Annotated in this window: 20 protein-coding genes; 8 read left to right on the forward strand and 12 right to left on the reverse strand. The window is 31.1% G+C overall.

Annotated elements, in window-relative coordinates; genetic code table 11:
- Positions 1 to 20 precede the first annotated feature (20 nt).
- The 5 genes from FRY74_RS05165 to FRY74_RS05180 all read left to right on the forward strand — a co-directional run bounded on the left by FRY74_RS05165 (position 21) and on the right by FRY74_RS05180 (position 4,424).
- A complete protein-coding gene (locus FRY74_RS05165) occupies positions 21 to 1,511 on the forward strand; it encodes a carboxypeptidase M32 (RefSeq protein ID WP_147099290.1) in 1,491 nt (496 codons plus the stop codon).
- Between the two features lie 5 nt (positions 1,512 to 1,516).
- On the forward strand, positions 1,517 to 1,903 hold the full coding sequence (locus tag FRY74_RS05170) for a hypothetical protein (protein WP_147099292.1): 387 nt from the start codon (positions 1,517 to 1,519) through the stop codon (positions 1,901 to 1,903).
- Positions 1,904 to 2,026: 123 nt separating this feature from the next.
- On the forward strand, positions 2,027 to 3,661 hold the full coding sequence (gene pckA, locus FRY74_RS05175; protein ID WP_147099293.1) for a phosphoenolpyruvate carboxykinase (ATP): 1,635 nt from the start codon (positions 2,027 to 2,029) through the stop codon (positions 3,659 to 3,661).
- 205 nt (positions 3,662 to 3,866) lie between these two features.
- Entirely contained in the window at positions 3,867 to 4,037 is a 171-nt protein-coding gene (locus FRY74_RS13005) for a DUF6500 family protein (RefSeq protein ID WP_223265838.1), read from the forward strand.
- Positions 4,038 to 4,079: 42 nt separating this feature from the next.
- A complete protein-coding gene (locus FRY74_RS05180; protein ID WP_147099295.1) occupies positions 4,080 to 4,424 on the forward strand; it encodes a cupin domain-containing protein in 345 nt (114 codons plus the stop codon).
- Positions 4,425 to 4,481: 57 nt separating this feature from the next.
- Here the strand turns inward: FRY74_RS05180 and FRY74_RS05185 are convergent, their stop codons facing one another.
- Positions 4,482 to 5,678, reverse strand: a complete 1,197-nt coding sequence (locus tag FRY74_RS05185) for an aminotransferase class I/II-fold pyridoxal phosphate-dependent enzyme (RefSeq protein ID WP_147099297.1) — start codon at positions 5,676 to 5,678, stop codon at positions 4,482 to 4,484.
- A 128-nt stretch (positions 5,679 to 5,806) separates the two neighbouring features.
- Between FRY74_RS05185 and FRY74_RS05190 the strand changes: the two genes are divergently transcribed.
- Positions 5,807 to 7,027, forward strand: a complete 1,221-nt coding sequence (locus FRY74_RS05190) for a BaiN/RdsA family NAD(P)/FAD-dependent oxidoreductase (RefSeq protein ID WP_147099299.1) — start codon at positions 5,807 to 5,809, stop codon at positions 7,025 to 7,027.
- Here FRY74_RS05190 and FRY74_RS05195 read toward each other — a convergent pair.
- The 3 genes from FRY74_RS05195 to FRY74_RS05205 are packed head-to-tail and all read right to left on the reverse strand — an operon-like array spanning position 7,024 to position 9,276.
- On the reverse strand, positions 7,024 to 8,031 hold the full coding sequence (locus FRY74_RS05195) for a glycosyltransferase family 2 protein (protein WP_147099301.1): 1,008 nt from the start codon (positions 8,029 to 8,031) through the stop codon (positions 7,024 to 7,026). The two genes, FRY74_RS05190 and FRY74_RS05195, sit on opposite strands and share 4 nt — an antisense overlap.
- A complete protein-coding gene (locus FRY74_RS05200) occupies positions 8,021 to 8,815 on the reverse strand; it encodes a hypothetical protein (RefSeq protein ID WP_147099303.1) in 795 nt (264 codons plus the stop codon). Before FRY74_RS05200 ends, FRY74_RS05195 begins: the two co-directional genes overlap by 11 nt.
- Entirely contained in the window at positions 8,815 to 9,276 is a 462-nt protein-coding gene (locus tag FRY74_RS05205) for a DUF4268 domain-containing protein (protein WP_147099304.1), read from the reverse strand. Before FRY74_RS05205 ends, FRY74_RS05200 begins: the two co-directional genes overlap by 1 nt.
- 83 nt (positions 9,277 to 9,359) lie before the next feature.
- On the opposite strand from FRY74_RS05205, the gene FRY74_RS05210 reads away from it, so the two are divergent.
- Entirely contained in the window at positions 9,360 to 10,121 is a 762-nt protein-coding gene (locus tag FRY74_RS05210; protein WP_147099306.1) for an exodeoxyribonuclease III, read from the forward strand.
- Between the two features lie 175 nt (positions 10,122 to 10,296).
- Here FRY74_RS05210 and FRY74_RS05215 read toward each other — a convergent pair whose 3' ends face one another.
- From FRY74_RS05215 to rpsA, 4 genes are all read right to left on the reverse strand, one after another.
- Positions 10,297 to 10,734 (reverse strand): peptidylprolyl isomerase, encoded by a 438-nt coding sequence (locus tag FRY74_RS05215; RefSeq protein WP_147099308.1) that lies wholly within the window; start codon positions 10,732 to 10,734, stop codon positions 10,297 to 10,299.
- 8 nt (positions 10,735 to 10,742) lie between these two features.
- Positions 10,743 to 11,672, reverse strand: a complete 930-nt coding sequence (locus tag FRY74_RS05220; protein ID WP_147099311.1) for an aspartate carbamoyltransferase catalytic subunit — start codon at positions 11,670 to 11,672, stop codon at positions 10,743 to 10,745.
- Positions 11,665 to 12,219, reverse strand: a complete 555-nt coding sequence (gene pyrR, locus FRY74_RS05225) for a bifunctional pyr operon transcriptional regulator/uracil phosphoribosyltransferase PyrR (protein ID WP_147099313.1) — start codon at positions 12,217 to 12,219, stop codon at positions 11,665 to 11,667. The genes FRY74_RS05220 and pyrR overlap by 8 nt, the downstream gene beginning before the upstream one ends.
- Positions 12,220 to 12,334: 115 nt before the next feature.
- On the reverse strand, positions 12,335 to 14,302 hold the full coding sequence (gene rpsA / locus FRY74_RS05230; RefSeq protein ID WP_147099315.1) for a 30S ribosomal protein S1: 1,968 nt from the start codon (positions 14,300 to 14,302) through the stop codon (positions 12,335 to 12,337).
- A gap of 210 nt (positions 14,303 to 14,512) precedes the next feature.
- On the opposite strand from rpsA, the gene FRY74_RS05235 reads away from it, so the two are divergent.
- The gene (locus FRY74_RS05235; RefSeq protein WP_147099316.1) at positions 14,513 to 15,733 is read left to right on the forward strand and encodes a 4-hydroxy-3-methylbut-2-enyl diphosphate reductase; all 1,221 of its coding nucleotides are present in this window, start codon (positions 14,513 to 14,515) and stop codon (positions 15,731 to 15,733) included.
- Between the two features lies 1 nt (position 15,734).
- Here the strand turns inward: FRY74_RS05235 and FRY74_RS05240 are convergent, their stop codons facing one another.
- Genes FRY74_RS05240 through FRY74_RS05255 form a run of 4 tightly spaced genes read right to left on the reverse strand, consistent with a single transcriptional unit; the run spans position 15,735 to position 17,805 of the window.
- On the reverse strand, positions 15,735 to 15,968 hold the full coding sequence (locus FRY74_RS05240; protein ID WP_147099318.1) for a CDGSH iron-sulfur domain-containing protein: 234 nt from the start codon (positions 15,966 to 15,968) through the stop codon (positions 15,735 to 15,737).
- A gap of 37 nt (positions 15,969 to 16,005) precedes the next feature.
- Positions 16,006 to 16,530 (reverse strand): nitroreductase family protein, encoded by a 525-nt coding sequence (locus tag FRY74_RS05245; protein ID WP_147099320.1) that lies wholly within the window; start codon positions 16,528 to 16,530, stop codon positions 16,006 to 16,008.
- Between the two features lie 17 nt (positions 16,531 to 16,547).
- Positions 16,548 to 17,300, reverse strand: coding sequence for a pirin family protein (locus FRY74_RS05250; RefSeq protein WP_147099321.1), 753 nt, complete (start codon positions 17,298 to 17,300; stop codon positions 16,548 to 16,550).
- A 52-nt stretch (positions 17,301 to 17,352) separates the two neighbouring features.
- Entirely contained in the window at positions 17,353 to 17,805 is a 453-nt protein-coding gene (locus FRY74_RS05255; RefSeq protein ID WP_147099323.1) for a MarR family winged helix-turn-helix transcriptional regulator, read from the reverse strand.
- Between the last annotated feature and the right edge of the window lie 77 nt (positions 17,806 to 17,882).

Consider the following 17,882-nt stretch of genomic DNA (forward strand, 5'->3'; position numbering starts at 1 on the left):
AAATATTCTATTTTTGTCAAATGGAAAACTACAACTATTACATCACTCATTCTCAAAAAATTGCAGACCTAGAACATTCTATTTCAGTTTTAAACTGGGACCAAGAAGTTTTTATGCCTGAAAACAGTGCTCCTCGAAGAGCTCAACAAATTGCAACACTTGCAGGCATTCATCACGAATTGTCAACTGAAAAGAAATTTGGAGAAGTTTTAGAAAAATTGAAAAATGAAGATTTAACTGATATTCAAAAAAGAAATGTTAGTGAATCTTTAAAAGCATATAAAAAAAGTACCAAACTAAATGGTGCTTTTGTAACCCAAATGAGTAAAACTATTTCTGAAAGTTTTGTTGCTTGGAACGAAGCTAGATCTAAAAATGACTTTAGCATTTTTGCGCCTAAGCTAGAAGAACTTGTTAAGTTAAAACGTGAAGAATGTGAATTATATGGTTACGAAAACCATCCTTACAACGCTCAGTTGGATTTATACGAGCCAGGAGCAACAGTTAAAGATTTAGATATACTTTTTAAAGATGTAAAACATCAATTGGTAGAGTTTGTTGCTAAAATTGCTTCAGCTCCACAAAATGATGAAAGCTTGATGTTTCAGAAATACGAAACTACAAAACAACTTGCTTTTACCGAAGAATTATTAGCTCAAATGGGTTACAACTTTAAATCTGGAAGACAAGATTTATCTACTCACCCATTTACAACAACCTTTAGCTCAAAAGATGTAAGGGTAACAACTCGTGTAAATGAAAACGATTTAAGTGAAATTTTATGGAGTAGTATTCACGAAGGCGGGCATGCTCTTTATGAACAAGGATTATTAGACGATAATTATGGATTACCTGCTGGTTCTTATTTATCATTAGGTTTACACGAATCTCAATCTCGTTTATATGAAAACAATTTAGGTAGAAGTTTAAATTACTGGAAGCATAACTTTGCTAGACTACAGAATATATTTCCCGAAAATTTAAACAACTACTCAGCTGAAGATTTTTACAAAGCAATGAATATTGTAAAACCTTCTTTAATAAGAACTAATGCTGATGAATTAACTTATCATTTTCATGTATTAATAAGGTATGAAATTGAAAAGGATTTAATTGGAGGAACAATTGAAGTTGCTGATTTACCAAGAATTTGGAATGAAAAATATAAAGCATATTTAGGTGTTGATGTTCCTAGTGATTCGATGGGAGTTTTACAGGATATTCATTGGTCGCACGGAAGCTTTGGTTACTTCCCAACCTACTCTATAGGTAGTTTTTATGCCGCTCAATTTTACAATCAAGCATCTAAAGATATTAACAACTTAGATGAACTAATTAAAGAAGGTAATTTAGCTCCACTATTAAATTGGTTAAGAGAGAAAATTCATAAACATGGCAGATTATTTGCAGCTGATGAATTATGTATTAAAATTACTGGAGAAAAACTTAATTTTAAATATTTTATGGAGTATGCTAAAAAGAAATACTCTGCATTATACAACTTAAACTAAACAATATGAAAAAGTTAATTTTTATTTTATCTGCTGTAAGCTTAATCGCTTGTAAAAATGGGGAAAAAGCTACTAAAAGTGATGATATGGCAAATGCGAAACAAACTGAGCAAACTGAACAAACAAAATCTTATGATTTAGTTTTAGAATTTATAAGTAAAGGTGCAGGAATCGACCATAAGCTAAAAACAACATTTGAAGATGGATTAGCTAAATTTAATTCTACAAATAAAGTAGACATTACACCTGATATTTCGCACTGGGGGCGTGAAGGAGAAACAAACCTTAACTTTAACCTTAAAAACTTATCAACAAGCCAGAAAAAAGCCTTTTTAAGCTTCGTTAAAGAAACAATAGGTGATACAGACATGGTTCACATAAAAAATCAATAATCAACTGTTTATAAAACATTCGAAAATTCTTTCATAAATAAAAAAGGAATATGAAATTTGCACATCCTAAGTAAAATAAGCTTTTGGATACGTATCAAATATTAAAAACATATAAAATAAATTATGGAATTTAGTGGAGAATCTATTACCAAATCATTAAATGATATAGGTATTAAGGGAATTAAAGAAATCATTTACAATCCTTCGTATGAAAAATTATACGAATATGAAACTGACCCATCTTTAAAAGGATTTGAAGCTGGACACAAAACAGAACTTGATGCCATTAATGTTATGACTGGCGAGTTTACTGGAAGATCTCCAAAAGACAAATACATTGTAAAAGATGATACAACTAAAGATACAATTTGGTGGAACTCTGATGCTGCAAAAAACGACAATAAACCTACTACTCAAGCAGTTTGGAATGATTTAAAAGCTACAGTTACAAATCAACTATCTGAAAAAACATTATTTATTGTAGATGCATTTTGTGGTGCAAACGAAAACACTAGATTAAAAGTTCGTTTTATTGTAGAAGTTGCTTGGCAGGCTCACTTTGTTAAAAACATGTTTATCAGACCAACTGAAGAAGAATTAAAAAACTTTGGTGAACCTGATTTTATTGTTTTAAATGGTTCTAAAACAACTAACAAAAAATGGCAAGAACACGGATTAAATTCTGAAAACTTTGTAGTTTTTAATTTAACCGAAAAAATGCAATTAATTGGTGGTAGTTGGTATGGTGGAGAAATGAAAAAAGGAATGTTCGCAATGATGAACTATTATTTACCTTTAAAAGGAATGGCTTCTATGCACTGTTCAGCTAACGTTGGTTCTGATGGAGATACTGCAGTATTTTTTGGTTTATCAGGAACAGGAAAAACTACCCTATCTACTGATGCAAGCAGACAACTAATAGGTGATGATGAGCACGGATGGGATGACGAAGGTATTTTTAACTTTGAAGGTGGTTGTTATGCAAAAACAATTAACTTAGATAAAGATTCTGAGCCAGAAATTTATGGAGCAATAAAACGAAATGCATTATTAGAAAACGTAACTGTTGATGCAAATGGAAAAATTGATTTTACAGATAATTCTGTAACTGAAAACACAAGAGTTTCTTACCCAATTTATCACATTGAAAATATAGTGACTCCAGTTTCTAAAGCTGGTCCTGCTAAAAAAGTAATTTTCCTTTCGGCTGATGCATTTGGAACTTTACCTCCAGTTTCTAAATTAACTCCAGACCAAACTAAATATCACTTCTTATCAGGGTTTACAGCTAAATTAGCTGGAACTGAAAGAGGTGTCACAGAACCAACTCCTACTTTCTCAGCATGTTTTGGTGCTGCATTTTTAACTTTACACCCAACAAAATATGGTGAGGAATTAGTTAAAAAAATGGAAGCTAATGGAGCTGAAGCTTATTTAGTTAACACTGGATGGAATGGAAGCGGAAAACGTATTTCTATAAAAGATACAAGAGGTATTATTAATGCTATTTTAGATGGTTCTATCGAAAAAGCAGAAACAAAGACTATTCCTGTATTTAATTTAGAAGTACCTACTTCTTTACCTGGTGTTGATCCAGCTATTTTAGATCCAAGAGATACTTATTCAAACAAAGAAGAATGGAATGAAAAAGCAAATAAATTAGCTGCTTTATTCGTGAAAAACTTCGAAAAATATACTGACAACGCTGAAGGTAAAGCACTTGTTGCTGCTGGACCAATCGTAAGTGTAGAAGCATAACAAAATTAAAATTTTTAAAAGCCCTTAATCGAAAAACGATTAAGGGTTTTTTTATGTAGAATAAAAGCTAACAAATAACAAAATTTGGTTAAACGTATAATGCGAATAAAGTACATATGCACTTTATTCAGTTGTTACTACATAAACATCCTTTAAAATGAATCCAACAATAAGACAACATATCATTAATATTTGAGATGAAAAGATTGAGAAGAAAGGTGAAAATGTAGGACTTTCATTTTATGCTTTTTTCGCTAATAAAAACGATAATCCAGAGTTACTAATGGAAGTTGCAGAATGGTGGATAATAAAACATAAGCTCGACCATTTTGAAAAAGCAATTAAGATTAAAGAAATGATACAAAATAAGTTTTAAGCCCTAAAATTTTACTAACTTTTAACTAAACTAAAACCAGCCATGAAAATTGAATCATTTATTAAAAATTTAGATTTTAACGACAATAAAATTGTGACCAAAGTAATTTTAGAAACATCATTTTCTAAAGAAATAAGAATACTGTTAAAGAAGGGTCAAATTATGAAAGAGCATAAGGCTCCTTTCCCTATTATTGTTAATATTTTAGAAGGAGAAATTAATTTTGGAGTTGAAGAAAAAACACATCAATTAAATAAAGGCGACATTATTACTTTAGAAGGTCATGTTCCTCACGATTTAACTGCCCTAAAAGATAGTATAGTCCGTTTAACACTTTCAAAACTAGATCATCCAGAAAGAGTTGAAAAAGTGATTACAAATTCATAAAACAAAAAAATCCCAACCGTTTGGTCGGGATTTTAATTTTATAAACTTAACAGCTGGCTAACCAACTGTAGCCATACATCTTTTAATCGATTGGTAAGTACGTTCCGGGTTATTATCTAACCCTATAGATATACGAACTAAACCATCGGTTAAGCCCATTTCTAGTCTTTCTTCTTCTGGTATTTCTGAAGAAGTACTTCCGCCTGGTGCACTAAACAATGTTTTATATGAACCTAAGCTTACAGCTAAATAACCTAAGTTGTCATCTTGCATCAATTCCATTAATTGATTTGCTCTTGCTGGAGTTTGCATATCAATTACAAACAAACCTCCAAAACCAAAATCTTCATTCATCATTGTTTTCATCAATCCATTTTGTGGATGACTTGCTAAACCTGGATAAGTAACTTTAACACCATCTTCATGTAGTTTAGATGAAATGTACATTGCGTTAGCACTATGTTGTTTCATTCTAATATGAAGTGTTCTTAAATTCTTTAAAATACTTGCCGATCTAAAACTATCTAAAACTGGTCCTAACAGCATTGCAGCTCCATCGTTTACATCATATAACGAATTAATAAATTCTTCTGAAGCACATACTGTTCCTGCTACACAATCACTCATTCCATTAATAAATTTAGTCATCGAATGAACAACAATATCAGCTCCCATTTGGGCTGGAGAAAAAATCATTGGAGAGAAAGTATTGTCAACAACCAATTTACAATCGTTTGCTTTTGCAATTTTAGACAGTTCCGAAACATCAGAAATCTCTAACATCGGATTACTCATTGTTTCACAGTAAATAATTTTAGTTTTATCTGTTACAGCTGCTTTTACTTGTTCTAATTCAGTAGTATTTACAAAATTTACTTTAATACCAAATTTTGGTAAAAAGTTTTTGAAAAAAGCATATGTACCACCATAAATGGTTCTACTTGCTACAATTTCATCACCAGATAAACAGATTTGTAAGATTACTGAAGTAATTGCTCCCATTCCTGAAGCGGTTACTGAAGCACTTTCTGTACCTTCCATTTGAGCAAGAGCTTGCGACAAATATTTATTACTTGGATTCCAGTGCCTCGAATATAAATAGCAACCTTCTACTTCTCCACCAAAAACACCTTCCATTGTTCCTGCCTTTAAAAAAGTATAGGTGGAAGAATCTGTTATTGAAGGGTTTACACCTCCAAATTCACCAAAATATTGTAAATCTTGAATATTGTCTGCTGGTCTAAAATCTTTCATATTATCTATTTTTAAATATTTTATTCTGTAAAATTAAGTTTATTCAGAATTTAAAACTAAAATATAGAGTAAAATTATATTTTGAATATGAACCTTATTCAATACTTATTTGATACTATATTTGCTTTATGAGTAAAACATTTGATACTATTATTGTTGGTGGCGGTGCTGCTGGAATTTTTGCAGCAATTAATTTAAAAAAATTAAAACCCAACCTTACTGTAGCTGTACTCGAAAAAAGCACAAAATTGCTCTCTAAAGTAAAAGTTTCTGGTGGAGGGAGATGTAATGTTACACATGCTTGTTTTGATGTAAAAGAATTAGTAAAATTTTACCCTCGAGGACAACGAGAACTGATTGGACCTTTTTCATCTTTTAATCCTACTGATACAATAGAATGGTTTAATGAAAGAGGTGTTCAATTGAAAACAGAAGAAGACGGTAGGATGTTTCCTATTACTGATAATTCTCAAACCATTATAGATTGCTTTTTAGCTGATTTAAAAAAGTATAATGTTGAAATAATTTTTCAAACTAAAGTTGATAGCATTACTAAAAACAATGAGACATTTACTTTAACAACCATAAACGAAATTTATCATTGTACAAATTGTGTAATTACTACTGGTGGATTTAATAAACTCGAACAATACGAGTTCATTCAAAATTTAGGAATTGAAATTGAAGCTCCCACTCCATCTTTATTCACTTTTAACTTACCCAACCATGAAATTTTAAAATTACAAGGTGTGGTTAGTAATGTTTCTATTCGGTTAAATGGAACTAAGCTGCAAGAAAGTGGACCTTTATTAATTACACATTGGGGAGTTAGTGGTCCTGCTGTTTTAAAGTTATCATCTTGGGCTGCACGATTTTTACATGATAAAAATTATGAGTTTGAATTCAGTATAAATTGGTTGCCAAATAAAAAAGAGGACGAATTAAAAGCATTTTTCCAAACCGAAAAACAAAACTACGGCGCTAAAAAGGTCATTAATCAGTTTAGTGTAGATTTACCTAAAAAGCTACAATTGTATTTATTAGAAAAATCTGGAATAAATACTGAAATTAAGTGGGCTGAAGTAAACAAAAAACAACTCAACAAGCTTGTAAACAATCTTTTAAATGATGTTTACCAATCGAAAGGAAAAACTACATTTAAACAAGAGTTTGTGAGTTGTGGTGGCGTTAAATTAAATGAAATCAACTTTAAAACGATGGAAAGTAAAAAGGTAGAAAATTTATATTTTGCTGGCGAAGTTTTAGATATTGATGCTTTAACAGGAGGTTTTAATTTTCAAGCAGCTTGGACTACAGGCTGGTTAGTAGCTCAAAGTATTGCTAATTAACAAAAAAAGAAATAATCTACCATTGGCAAACGTTCTCTTACTGCAAAATACCGTTGAATCTCTTTCTGTGCAGTTGGGCTTGCAACAGTTACAATACTTTGGTTATTTTCAATATTTTCAAGTTCTGTAAACGAAAGTAATTTCTGATTGTAAATGTCTTTACCGATTTTTTTAGGATTATCACAAATCCAAGAAAAAGGGATGTTCCTTTTTAACAACAACTCAGCTATTAATTTTCCTTTTTTACCGGCTCCCCAAACCACTAACTTTTTATTTACATCATAATCTAACTCCAAAAAATGATGCAACTTTATCTCTATAAAGCTACTATCAGCATAATGTTCGTGAGTTCTCGACGTTCTTGTTGGGTAATCTCTCCAATGATGTAAAACCTTTTCGGATGGAATACATTTTAGTTTATTTTGATAAAACCGAAAAGCTAAATCATAATCTTCAGGATAAATTTCGCTAGTAAATCCACCACATTTTTCAAAGTCTTCTCGTTGCATCATCCAACAAGGCGATGGAATCACACATTCTTTGTAAATTTCTTTAAAGCTATCGCCTTTTGAAATTAATCCATTTAGCCATTGTTCATATCTACTAAATCCCTCTCCTATTCCCTCTTCCGAAAAATAACGTACTAAGCCCAATGCAATATTGCCTACCCCATTTTCAATCAATTGATTTACCATCACATATAGCTTGTCGTCAACCATAATATCATCCGAATCCATACGAGTAATAAAATTTCCTAAACATTTTGAATAGCCTAGTTGTAAAGCAGGTATTATTCCGCTTCCATTATTCCTAAATACTTTAATTCGATTATCTTTAATAGAATAGTCAGTTAATATTTGAAAACTATTATCCGAAGAACTATCATCTACTGCTAACAATTCCCAATTGCTATACGATTGATTCAAAGTAGAATCTAAACATTCCTTTAAATGTTTAGAGGTGTTCTTTACTGGCATTATTATACTTACTAATCTATTCTTCATTCTTCACTTCTAAAATAAACTTTAAACTTCCTGAAGTAAAAATAGATATTAGTGGGTTTTTAGTAGAAGTTTTAGTCCTGTAATTAAACCGTTCTAATGTTTTTGAGTCAACAAAAAATTCAACTGGAGGAAGTTCATCAACTAACTTAAAACCAAGTTTTAAATAACTTTTCCCATCCGACCAATCTTTATCTGCATAGGTCATAACATCATCTACTTTGTGTTGTTTTATAAAATGTTTGATTAGTTTACTTAATCCACCAACAACAGTATAATCACTTTTATTACAAAATCGAATTAACTCTCCCGACCACTTCCCTCCTGCTTCAAATTTCTTGTGCATTAACTGCCCAAAAGAAGCGACTGCAACTAATTCACCTTTATAGGTTAAACCGTATTTATATTTAGCATTAAATGGTTCGTTTCCATGATTATCATTTAAAAACTTTAGTAATTCAGGCTTTGTTAGTTTTACAACCGCTGTGCTTCTTCCATGAATACGAGTAGTAACCCCTAATAAAGACTTAACTCTCGAAACAATAATATCGAATTTATGCGTTAACTCATCTTCATAAATACAGATAAGTTGACTTGTTTTTGATTGTTGAATTGAATTAAAATTGATTAAGTCTGTATTACTTGAATTACATTTAATCTTATCTAATAAAATCACATGTAATCTTAAGGTATTGTTTACTACTAAAACTTCACCAAAAGGAGATAAAACTCTTTCTATTTCTTCATGAACAAAAGGTTGTATACTATTAATTAGTTCAGTAATCACTAATTTTGAAGTTGTATAAAAATCTCATTAAAGTCAAGCCAAAAGCGATGCAAACCAACAATTCGTTTTTCAAAAAAGACAAAAACCTCTTGCCAGTCGTTTTTATTGTAAATGTTTACATTTTCTAATTCTATATGAATTTTACTAACTGGTTTTTCAAACTCATTAAAAACAATTTCATCCCAAATCAACTCTTCACCAACAGCATCATGTAGCACCACTTTCAGCTCAGTAAATTGCTCATAAAACAACTCTCTAATTCCATCATCTACATGCTGTAAATCAATAGAAAAAGTAGCTTTTTTACTTGTAAGGTCTAACCTAAAATATAAATCCTTGATTTTGGTTTTATAGTTTACCCAATGTACACGACCAAACTCTTTATTATGTTTTCGCATATAAACACCAAAACTCGTCCAGAATTCAGTTTTTATTGCTTTTTTTTCTTCCTTGGTAAACATCTAAAGCAAATATAAACATGTATTAGATTTCCATCGAGTTTATTTAAAATAATTAGTATTTTGGATGCTTAAATTGATAAAATATGAAGTTAATCTCCTGGAATGTAAACGGAATTAGAGCTGTTGCTAAAAAAGATTTTTTTGAACAAATAGAACGTTTAAACCCTGATGTTTTGTGTTTACAAGAAACCAAGGCACAAGATGACCAAGTAGCTGAAGTTTTAGAAAACTTAGAAGGATATCATGTTTATTCAAATTCAGCGGTAAAAAAAGGCTATTCGGGTACAGCAATAATTACTAAGCAAAAACCAATTAGCGTTAAAGCTGACATTAATATTAAAGAGCACGATCAAGAAGGCAGAGTATTAACTGCCGAGTACGATGATTTTTACTTAACCACAGTTTATACTCCCAATTCTAAAAACGATTTAAGCAGATTAGATGATAGACAAAATTTTGATGCTGCTTTTTTAGCTTATTTAAAGAATTTAGAAAAAACTAAACCTGTAATTGTTTGTGGCGATTTAAACGTAGCACATACAGAAATTGATTTAGCAAGACCTAAAGCAAACTACAACAAAAGTGCTGGATTTATGCAAGAAGAAATTGATGGGATGAACAATTTTATTAATGCTGGTTTATTAGATTCTTTTAGATATTTAAACCCTGATAAATTAGATGCCTATAGCTGGTGGAGTTACAGAGGTGGAGCAAGAGAGAATAATGTAGGCTGGAGAATTGATTATTTCTTAGTAAGTGAAAGTTATATTAAAAATGTAAAAAAAGCTGAAATTTTAATGAACGAATATGGTTCTGATCATTGTCCAGTAAGTATAGAAATTTAACGTCATTGCGGGCTTGACCCGCAATCTCAGTTTTAGTAAAACTATTGATAAATAATAGATTCCGGATATCCGCTAACGCTACTTCCGGAATGACGATAGAAATAAAAAAAATCCCGCTAAAGCGGGATTTTTTTATTTTTTTAGGCCTCCCCTTTGGGGAGATTTAGAGGGGCTCTTACCCTTCAATAACTTCAATACTATTGATTTTATCACCTTGTCTAATATCATCTACAATATCAACACCTTCTACAACTTTACCAAAACAAGTATGGTTTCTATCTAAGTGAGATGTATTGTTTCTGCTGTGACAGATGAAAAATTGAGAACCACCTGTATTTCTTCCAGCGTGAGCCATAGATAACACTCCTCTATCATGATATTGATTTTCACCCGTTAATTCACAATCTATTGAATAACCTGGTCCGCCTGCTCCTGTTCCATCTGGACAACCACCTTGAATTACAAAATCAGGTAATACTCTATGGAAAGTTAATCCATTGTAAAAACCAGACTCAGCTAGATTAATAAAGTTTTCTACTGTTTTAGGAGCATCATTGTGGTAAAATTCCACAGTCATATCACCTTTTTCTGTTTTGATAATCGCTTTTTTCATAAATATATTTATTGTTCTATTCTTCCTGCTAATAAATAAAGTACTGCCATTCTAATAGCCACTCCATTTTCAACCTGATTTAAAATTATTGATTGTTTACTATCTGCAACATCACTAGTAATTTCTACCCCTCTATTAATTGGACCTGGGTGCATTACCGTTATTTCTTTATCTAAAGAATCTAACAAGGCTTTGTCCAAACCATACTGCATTGAGTATTCTCTTAATGATGGGAAAAACTTAGTATCTTGACGTTCCAACTGAATTCGTAGCATCATCGCTACATCGCACCAGTTTAACGCTTCTTTTAAATTTGTTATCACTTCTACCCCTAAAGAACTAATGTATTTCGGTATCAGTGTTAATGGCCCACATACTTTTACAATGGCTCCCATTTTTTGTAGTAAAAAGATGTTTGATAATGCCACTCTTGAGTGTAACACATCTCCAACAATTACTACTTTTTTACCTTTTAAATCACCGTGTTTTTCTCTTATTGAAAAGCCATCTAATAGTGCTTGTGTTGGATGCTCGTGCGCACCATCTCCAGCATTTACAATTTTAGCATCAACATGTTGAGATAAAAAGTAAGCTGCCCCTGGGTTTGGGTGTCTCATTACCACCATATCAACTTTCATTGATAAGATGTTATTTACCGTATCTATTAAAGTTTCTCCTTTAGTAACTGAAGAACTTGATGAAGCAAAATTTATAGTATCTGCAGAAAGTCTTTTTTCAGCAAGTTCAAACGAAAGTTTTGTTCTGGTAGAGTTTTCAAAAAATAAGTTAGCAATGGTAATATCACGTAAAGAAGGTACTTTTTTTATTGGTCGGTTAATTACGTTTTTAAAATGATCTGCAGTTTGAAAAATTAATTCGATATCTTCTTTTTGAAGATACTTAATTCCTAATAAATGCTCCACACTTAATTTAGTCATTTGCCGGCGTATATAATATTACTTTATCTTCTCCTTCATTTTCAACCCAACTTACTTCAACTCTTTCTGAAGTTACTGAGTGTACATTTTTGCCAATGTATTTGGCTTGTATTGGTAAATCGCGTTCGTATCGTCTATTAATTAACACTAGAAGTTCTACTTTACTAGGTCGTCCAAATGCTAGCATAGCGTCTAACCCAGCTCTTACACTTCGACCAGTAAAAAGTACATCATCAATTAAAACCACTTTCTTGTCTTCTATAATAAAGTCAACTTGGGTTTTACTAGGTATTAACGGATTGTCTTGTCTTCTATAATCGTCACGGTAAAAAGTAGTATCTAACGAACCTACTTGTACTTTGTACTTTTTATTAATAGCCAATAACTCTGCTTGAATACGATTAGCCAAGAACAAACCGCGAGGCTGCATTCCTAGTATAACAGTATCTGTAAAGTTGTTGTGATTTTCGATTAATTGGTGAGCAAGCCTTTTAATGGTTAAATCGAATTGTTTGGCATCTAATATTACTCTGTTGCTCTTTTCCATTAAAGCACAAATTTAGTATAAATAATGATTTTTGAATGATGAATTGAAAAATTTATTTATAAAAAAGCCCCAACATTAATGTTAGGGCTTTTTGTTATCTATAGTTAAAAGAGAATTATTTCTTTTCTCCTTTTTCTAAGTCTGCTTTTAACGCTGATAAAGCATCAAGATCACCTAAAGTAGTTTTCTCCATGTTATCATTGTTTTTCTTTACTGCTTTAGAAGCTGAACTAGCGCTAGCTTTAGCTTTCGCTTTCTTCGCTACTTTTTCTTCTTCTTCAGTTTCTTTAAATAATTGAGTGTGAGATAAAACTATTTTCTTAGCGTTTTTGTTAAACTCTAATACTTTAAAGTTAAGTTTCTCTTCAACTGCTGCAAAAGAACCATCTTCTTTTTCAATGTTCTTTTTAGTAGCAATACCTTCTACTCCGTATTGTAACGATACTATCGCTAAACCTTTAGGAGTTATTTCAGTAATTGTTCCTTCGTGAGTTGAACCTTCAGCAAAAACAGTTTCGAATACATCCCATGGATTTTCTTCTAATTGTTTGTGACCTAAGCTTAATCTTCTGTTTTCTCTATCAATTTCTAAAATTACAACTTCGATTTCTTCACCAACTTTAGTAATTTCTGATGGGTGGTTGATTTTTTTCGACCATGATAAGTCAGAGATATGGATTAATCCATCAACACCTTGTTCTAATTCAACAAATACACCAAAATCAGAAATGTTAGTTACTTTTCCTTTGTGTTTAGATTCAACACCATAGTTAGATTCGATACCTTCCCATGGATCTGAAGTTAATTGTTTAACACCAAGAGACATTTTTCTTTCTTCTCTATCTAACGTTAATACAACTGCTTCAACCTCTTCACCAACTTTAAAGAATTCTTGAGCTGGTTTTAAGTGATTACTCCAAGTAATTTCTGATACGTGGATTAACCCTTCAACACCAGGGATAACTTCTATAAATGCACCATAATCAGCAACAACAACAACTTTACCTTTAACTTTATCACCAACTTCTAATTTAGTGTCAAGTTTATCCCAAGGATGTTCTTGTAATTGTTTAATACCTAAAGCGATACGTTTTTTGTCATCATCAAAATCAAGGATAACAACGTTTAATTTTTGATCTAATTCTAAAATCTCTTCTGGGTGGTTAATTCTACCCCACGATAAATCTGTGATGTGAACTAAACCATCAACACCACCTAAATCGATAAACACACCGTAAGAAGTAATGTTTTTAACAGTACCTTCTAATACTTGTCCTTTCTCTAATTTAGAAATAATTTGTGTTTTTTGTTGTTCAATTTCAGCTTCGATAAGTGCTTTATGAGATACTACGATGTTTTTAAATTCTTTGTTGATTTTAACAACTTTGAATTCCATTGTTTTGTCAACATATACATCGTAATCTCTAATTGGTTTAACATCAATTTGAGAACCTGGTAAGAATGCTTCAATTCCATGAATATCAACAATTAAACCACCTTTAGTTCTGCATTTAACATAACCTTTAACAATTTCTTGAGAAGCTAATAGTTCATTAACTTTATCCCAAGCTTTTAATGATCTAGCTTTGCTATGTGATAAAATTAACTGACCGTTTTTATCTTCAGTATTTACAACAAATACTTCTACTTGGTCACCAGCTTTAAGGTCTGGATTATATCTGAATTCAGAAATAGAAATAACTGCTTCTGATTTATAACCGATATTAATTACAACCTCTCTAGGAGTTTTTGCAACTACAGTACCCATTAAAACTTCTTGTTGAGCGATAGAATTTAATGTCGCATCGTATTGTGCTGCCATTTCTTCAGTCTCTTCTTTAGAATAAGCTTCTTCGTACTTACCAATTCTATCCCAGTTAAAATCTGCAAGAGGTTTAATGTCTGAAGTTTTTACTGAAACTTGAGGAGCAACTTTTTTAGGTGCTTCTACTTTAGTTTCTTTTTCTTCTGCTGCTACTTCAACAACTGCTGCTTCTTTTTTAGCTGTTGTTTTTTTAGCTGCTGCAGCTTTAGGAGCCGCTTTTTTTGTTGTAGCCTTTGGCGTTTCTTTTTTTTCTGCCATTTTATATTGCTTGTATCTCGTTCTTAATCAACAACAAACGAAAGATTATTAAACATAAGCTGCATGTTGATTACAGCATTTTTTTAAGTGGGTGCAAAACTACTTATTTTCATTTAATTATCAGTGAATTAGTCTAATAATTTATTTTCATTTAAAATAAAGTTTGTTTTATCAATCTGTTTTTTAAAAAACTTACCTTTGAAACTGCTTATGAAAACATTTGAAATTCCAACTTATTATAGAAGTTCTTTTATTTCAACAATAAAGAATTTAAGAAAAGAAATTGACCCAAGAAAAAAAGATTTTACCCCAACAATCCTTGACTTTGGTGCTGTTCAATTTTTAATAGCTCGCCATTTTGGTTTTTGTTATGGTGTTGAAAACGCCATAGAAATAGCTTACAAAGCGGTTGCAGAAAATCCAAACAAAACTATTTACTTACTAAGTCAAATGATTCATAACCCAATTGTAAATGAAGACTTAGAGAGCAAAGGAATTAAATTTATAATGGATACTCAAGGTAATCAATTTGTTCCTTGGGCAGATTTAACCAAAGACGACATCGTAATAATACCTGCATTTGGAACAACACTTGAAATAGAAGAGCGATTAGCTAAAATAGGAATAGAAACACATAAATATAATACCACTTGCCCTTTTGTTGAAAGAGTTTGGAAACAGTCAAAAAAATTAGGCGACACTAAACATACTATAATTATACATGGTAAACACAATCACGAAGAAACTCGAGCTACATTTTCTCATAGTGATAAAAATGGTGCTTCATTAATTATAAAAGACATAAAAGAGGCTAAAATATTAGAAGAAATTATTTTAGGCATTAAATCTGAAGAAGATTTTAAATCTGTTTTTGAAAATAGATATTCAAAAGGATTTAACGTTAAAACAGATCTTCAAAAAATTGGAGTAGTTAATCAGACTACCATGCTTGCAACAGAAACGCAAGAAATTGCTGATTTCTTAAAGGAAACGATGGTTAAAAAGTACGGCTTAGAAAATCAAAAAGAACATTTTGCCGATACCAGAGATACTTTATGTTATGCTACAAACGACAACCAACAGGCTACTATAGGTCTTTTAAAAGAATCTGCTGATTTAGCTATAATAATTGGAGGATACAATAGCTCTAACACTTCCCATATTGTTGAATTATGTGAAGAAAAACTACCTTCTTATTTTATAAATTCAGCAAATGAAATAGAGAGTGAAGAAAGTATTTTTCACTTTAATTTTAGAACAAACGAACGATTAAATTCAAAAGGGTTTTTACCTAGTAAAAACCCTCTTAAAATTATATTAACAAGTGGGGCGTCATGCCCTGACACTATTGTAGATGAAGTATTGGATAAAATATTAAGCTATTACCCAAATACACTATCGAAAGATGAGGTGTTAAAAAAATTACAATAGTCTATTTGTGCGAACCATCGCAAAATGGTCCATTAGCAGTTGCTTTACAAGCACATAAATATTTTGTTTCTGACTTTTCAGCTTTTAACATTTGTGGTCTAAACTCTGTTCCTGAATGTTTTCCATCACAAAATGGTTGTTTTGAAGATAATCCACAAGTGCACCATGCATAATTTTTTCCTTCTTCTAATTCTACAGCTATTGGAGTATCTCCAGCTCTTTTAGGTAAATCCATTTTTATCGTTTTAAATTTAATGATGTAATATACTTAATTATTTCATTTTTCCTTTAAAAGCTATTTCAGAAATTGGTTTTCTTGGCTTTACTCCACTCTCACCATCATAATAACCTAAAGCTATTGCAGTAACCGGTTCATATCCTTCTGGAATATTTAATTTTTCAATTGCATTTTGAGGAACTATCCCTGCCATTTGATGTAAATGGATTCCCATACTTGAAGCTTGAACTGTTAAATTGCCAACAGCTAATCCTAAGTCGTGCTTTCTTACAGTATTCTCATTTCCGTTTTTAGCATAATTTTTACTTACTACAGTAATAATTAAAGCAGCCACATCTTTAGTCCATCCTTGATTTCCTTCAACTAAACAAGAATGAATTGCATTAAAAGCTTCTTCATCTTGCTTTAAAGCATAAATAAAACGCCAAGGTTGCTCATTAAATGCCGAAGCAGCCTTTCCTGCCGCCTCAAACAACGCTAACATTTCTTTTTCAGTTAATAACTTATCCGTAAATTCATAAGGACTAAATCTTTCATTTATTAAATCTAACACTTCCATCTTTTATATTTTTTATTTTAAAACCTAACTAATTCTGAATATGATTTGTGACTCAATTTCTTTGGTGATGATATCATAAAAACTAAAGCCTCTGAATTAACATTCAAATTTATTGAGCTCTCATCTTCAATAATCAAAAAATCATTTTCTGCTAATAATTCTTTATCAATTTCTATACTTCCTTTAATAAGGTATAAAGAATGTGTTTTATCAACACTCAAAGTTACTCTATGCTCTCCTTTTGAAATAGTTAATTCATTAATTTCAACTCCTTCACTATCCATTTGTATTGGACCGCCATTTCCTGTAAAGTTTTTATAAGCTATTCCATTTTTTTCAAAAAAGTTCATGTCCGCTGATTTGTAGTCATCATAAGTTGCTGATTTACTCATTGTTTCTTGAACATTTGGGTCGAACCAAATCTGAAACATTCTACTATTCTTTTTAATTTTTTCAGCATGAGTAATACCATTCCCAGCTCTTATAATTTGAGCATCTCCTTTACTAAGCGACAACCATCTATCAAACTTATTATCATAATGCTCGATTTCACCTTCAATAACAAACGACATTATTTCAAAAAATTTATGCGGATGTTCTCCTATTAAACCTCCATTTGTTGACCAAGCATTTGCCCAATAAAATAAATTAGAATATGGTTTCTGTTTTCCTCCATCTTGAGGAAAACCAATTGGCTTATTTTCTAAAATTAAACCGCCAGCAAAAGCTCCTTTTGCTTGATCTTTTTCTCTTATAATTTTTACTGTCATAACTTCAATGTTTTTACACTATATGTATATACATACTTTTAATTAAATTTTTTTAACCCCTAATTTTATCTAAAAACAAATTCAATTGAGCGGCTTCGTCATCAGATAAACTAGATTTAATTTTAGCATCAATAAGATCTGAAATTGACTCCATTTGCTTTAACAAGTCAATACCTTTGTCAGTAATTGCAATATCCACTTGTCTCCTATCATGTTCGCAAATCTCTCTTTTAACTAAATTTTTAATTTTAAGTTTATCAACCAATCTACTGGCATTAGAGTTTTTATCTAACATACGCTCAGCTATACAATTTACCGAAATTGCATCCGGATGTTGCCCCTTAAGAATTCTTAACACATTATATTGTTGAGGACTAATACCAAATGGCTTAAAAGTTTTAATGGAATTACTGTTTAACCAATTACCTGTAAATATTATATTTAAAGCTAATTTTTGAAATTCATTCTTAAACTTTTTCTGCTTTATTTCATCTTCTAATTTCATACTACAAATATATACAAAAGTATTAAATGTATATACATTTAATATGTAAAAAATTAGGGAGAATATATTTTCTCCCT

It is taken from the genome of Vicingus serpentipes, assembly GCF_007993035.1.
GTDB lineage: Bacteria > Bacteroidota > Bacteroidia > Flavobacteriales_E > Vicingaceae > Vicingus > Vicingus serpentipes.

Bases quoted from the DNA above. Each gene is read 5' to 3' on its own strand.
- FRY74_RS05165 (WP_147099290.1), top strand. From the start codon at position 21: ATGGAAAACTACAACTATTACATCACTCATTCTCAAAAAATTGCAGAC.
- FRY74_RS05170 (WP_147099292.1), top strand. From the start codon at position 1,517: ATGAAAAAGTTAATTTTTATTTTATCTGCTGTAAGCTTAATCGCTTGT.
- FRY74_RS05220 (WP_147099311.1), bottom strand. From the start codon at position 11,672: ATGACTAAATTAAGTGTGGAGCATTTATTAGGAATTAAGTATCTTCAA.
- rpsA (WP_147099315.1), bottom strand. From the start codon at position 14,302: ATGGCAGAAAAAAAAGAAACGCCAAAGGCTACAACAAAAAAAGCGGCT.
- FRY74_RS05240 (WP_147099318.1), bottom strand. From the start codon at position 15,968: ATGGATTTACCTAAAAGAGCTGGAGATACTCCAATAGCTGTAGAATTA.
- FRY74_RS05180 (WP_147099295.1), top strand. From the start codon at position 4,080: ATGAAAATTGAATCATTTATTAAAAATTTAGATTTTAACGACAATAAA.
- FRY74_RS05195 (WP_147099301.1), bottom strand. From the start codon at position 8,031: ATGAAGAATAGATTAGTAAGTATAATAATGCCAGTAAAGAACACCTCT.
- FRY74_RS05235 (WP_147099316.1), top strand. From the start codon at position 14,513: ATGAAAACATTTGAAATTCCAACTTATTATAGAAGTTCTTTTATTTCA.
- FRY74_RS05245 (WP_147099320.1), bottom strand. From the start codon at position 16,530: ATGGAAGTGTTAGATTTAATAAATGAAAGATTTAGTCCTTATGAATTT.
- pyrR (WP_147099313.1), bottom strand. From the start codon at position 12,219: ATGGAAAAGAGCAACAGAGTAATATTAGATGCCAAACAATTCGATTTA.
- FRY74_RS05205 (WP_147099304.1), bottom strand. From the start codon at position 9,276: ATGTTTACCAAGGAAGAAAAAAAAGCAATAAAAACTGAATTCTGGACG.
- pckA (WP_147099293.1), top strand. From the start codon at position 2,027: ATGGAATTTAGTGGAGAATCTATTACCAAATCATTAAATGATATAGGT.
- FRY74_RS05215 (WP_147099308.1), bottom strand. From the start codon at position 10,734: ATGAAAAAAGCGATTATCAAAACAGAAAAAGGTGATATGACTGTGGAA.
- FRY74_RS05190 (WP_147099299.1), top strand. From the start codon at position 5,807: ATGAGTAAAACATTTGATACTATTATTGTTGGTGGCGGTGCTGCTGGA.
- FRY74_RS05210 (WP_147099306.1), top strand. From the start codon at position 9,360: ATGAAGTTAATCTCCTGGAATGTAAACGGAATTAGAGCTGTTGCTAAA.
- FRY74_RS05250 (WP_147099321.1), bottom strand. From the start codon at position 17,300: ATGACAGTAAAAATTATAAGAGAAAAAGATCAAGCAAAAGGAGCTTTT.
- FRY74_RS05185 (WP_147099297.1), bottom strand. From the start codon at position 5,678: ATGAAAGATTTTAGACCAGCAGACAATATTCAAGATTTACAATATTTT.
- FRY74_RS05255 (WP_147099323.1), bottom strand. From the start codon at position 17,805: ATGAAATTAGAAGATGAAATAAAGCAGAAAAAGTTTAAGAATGAATTT.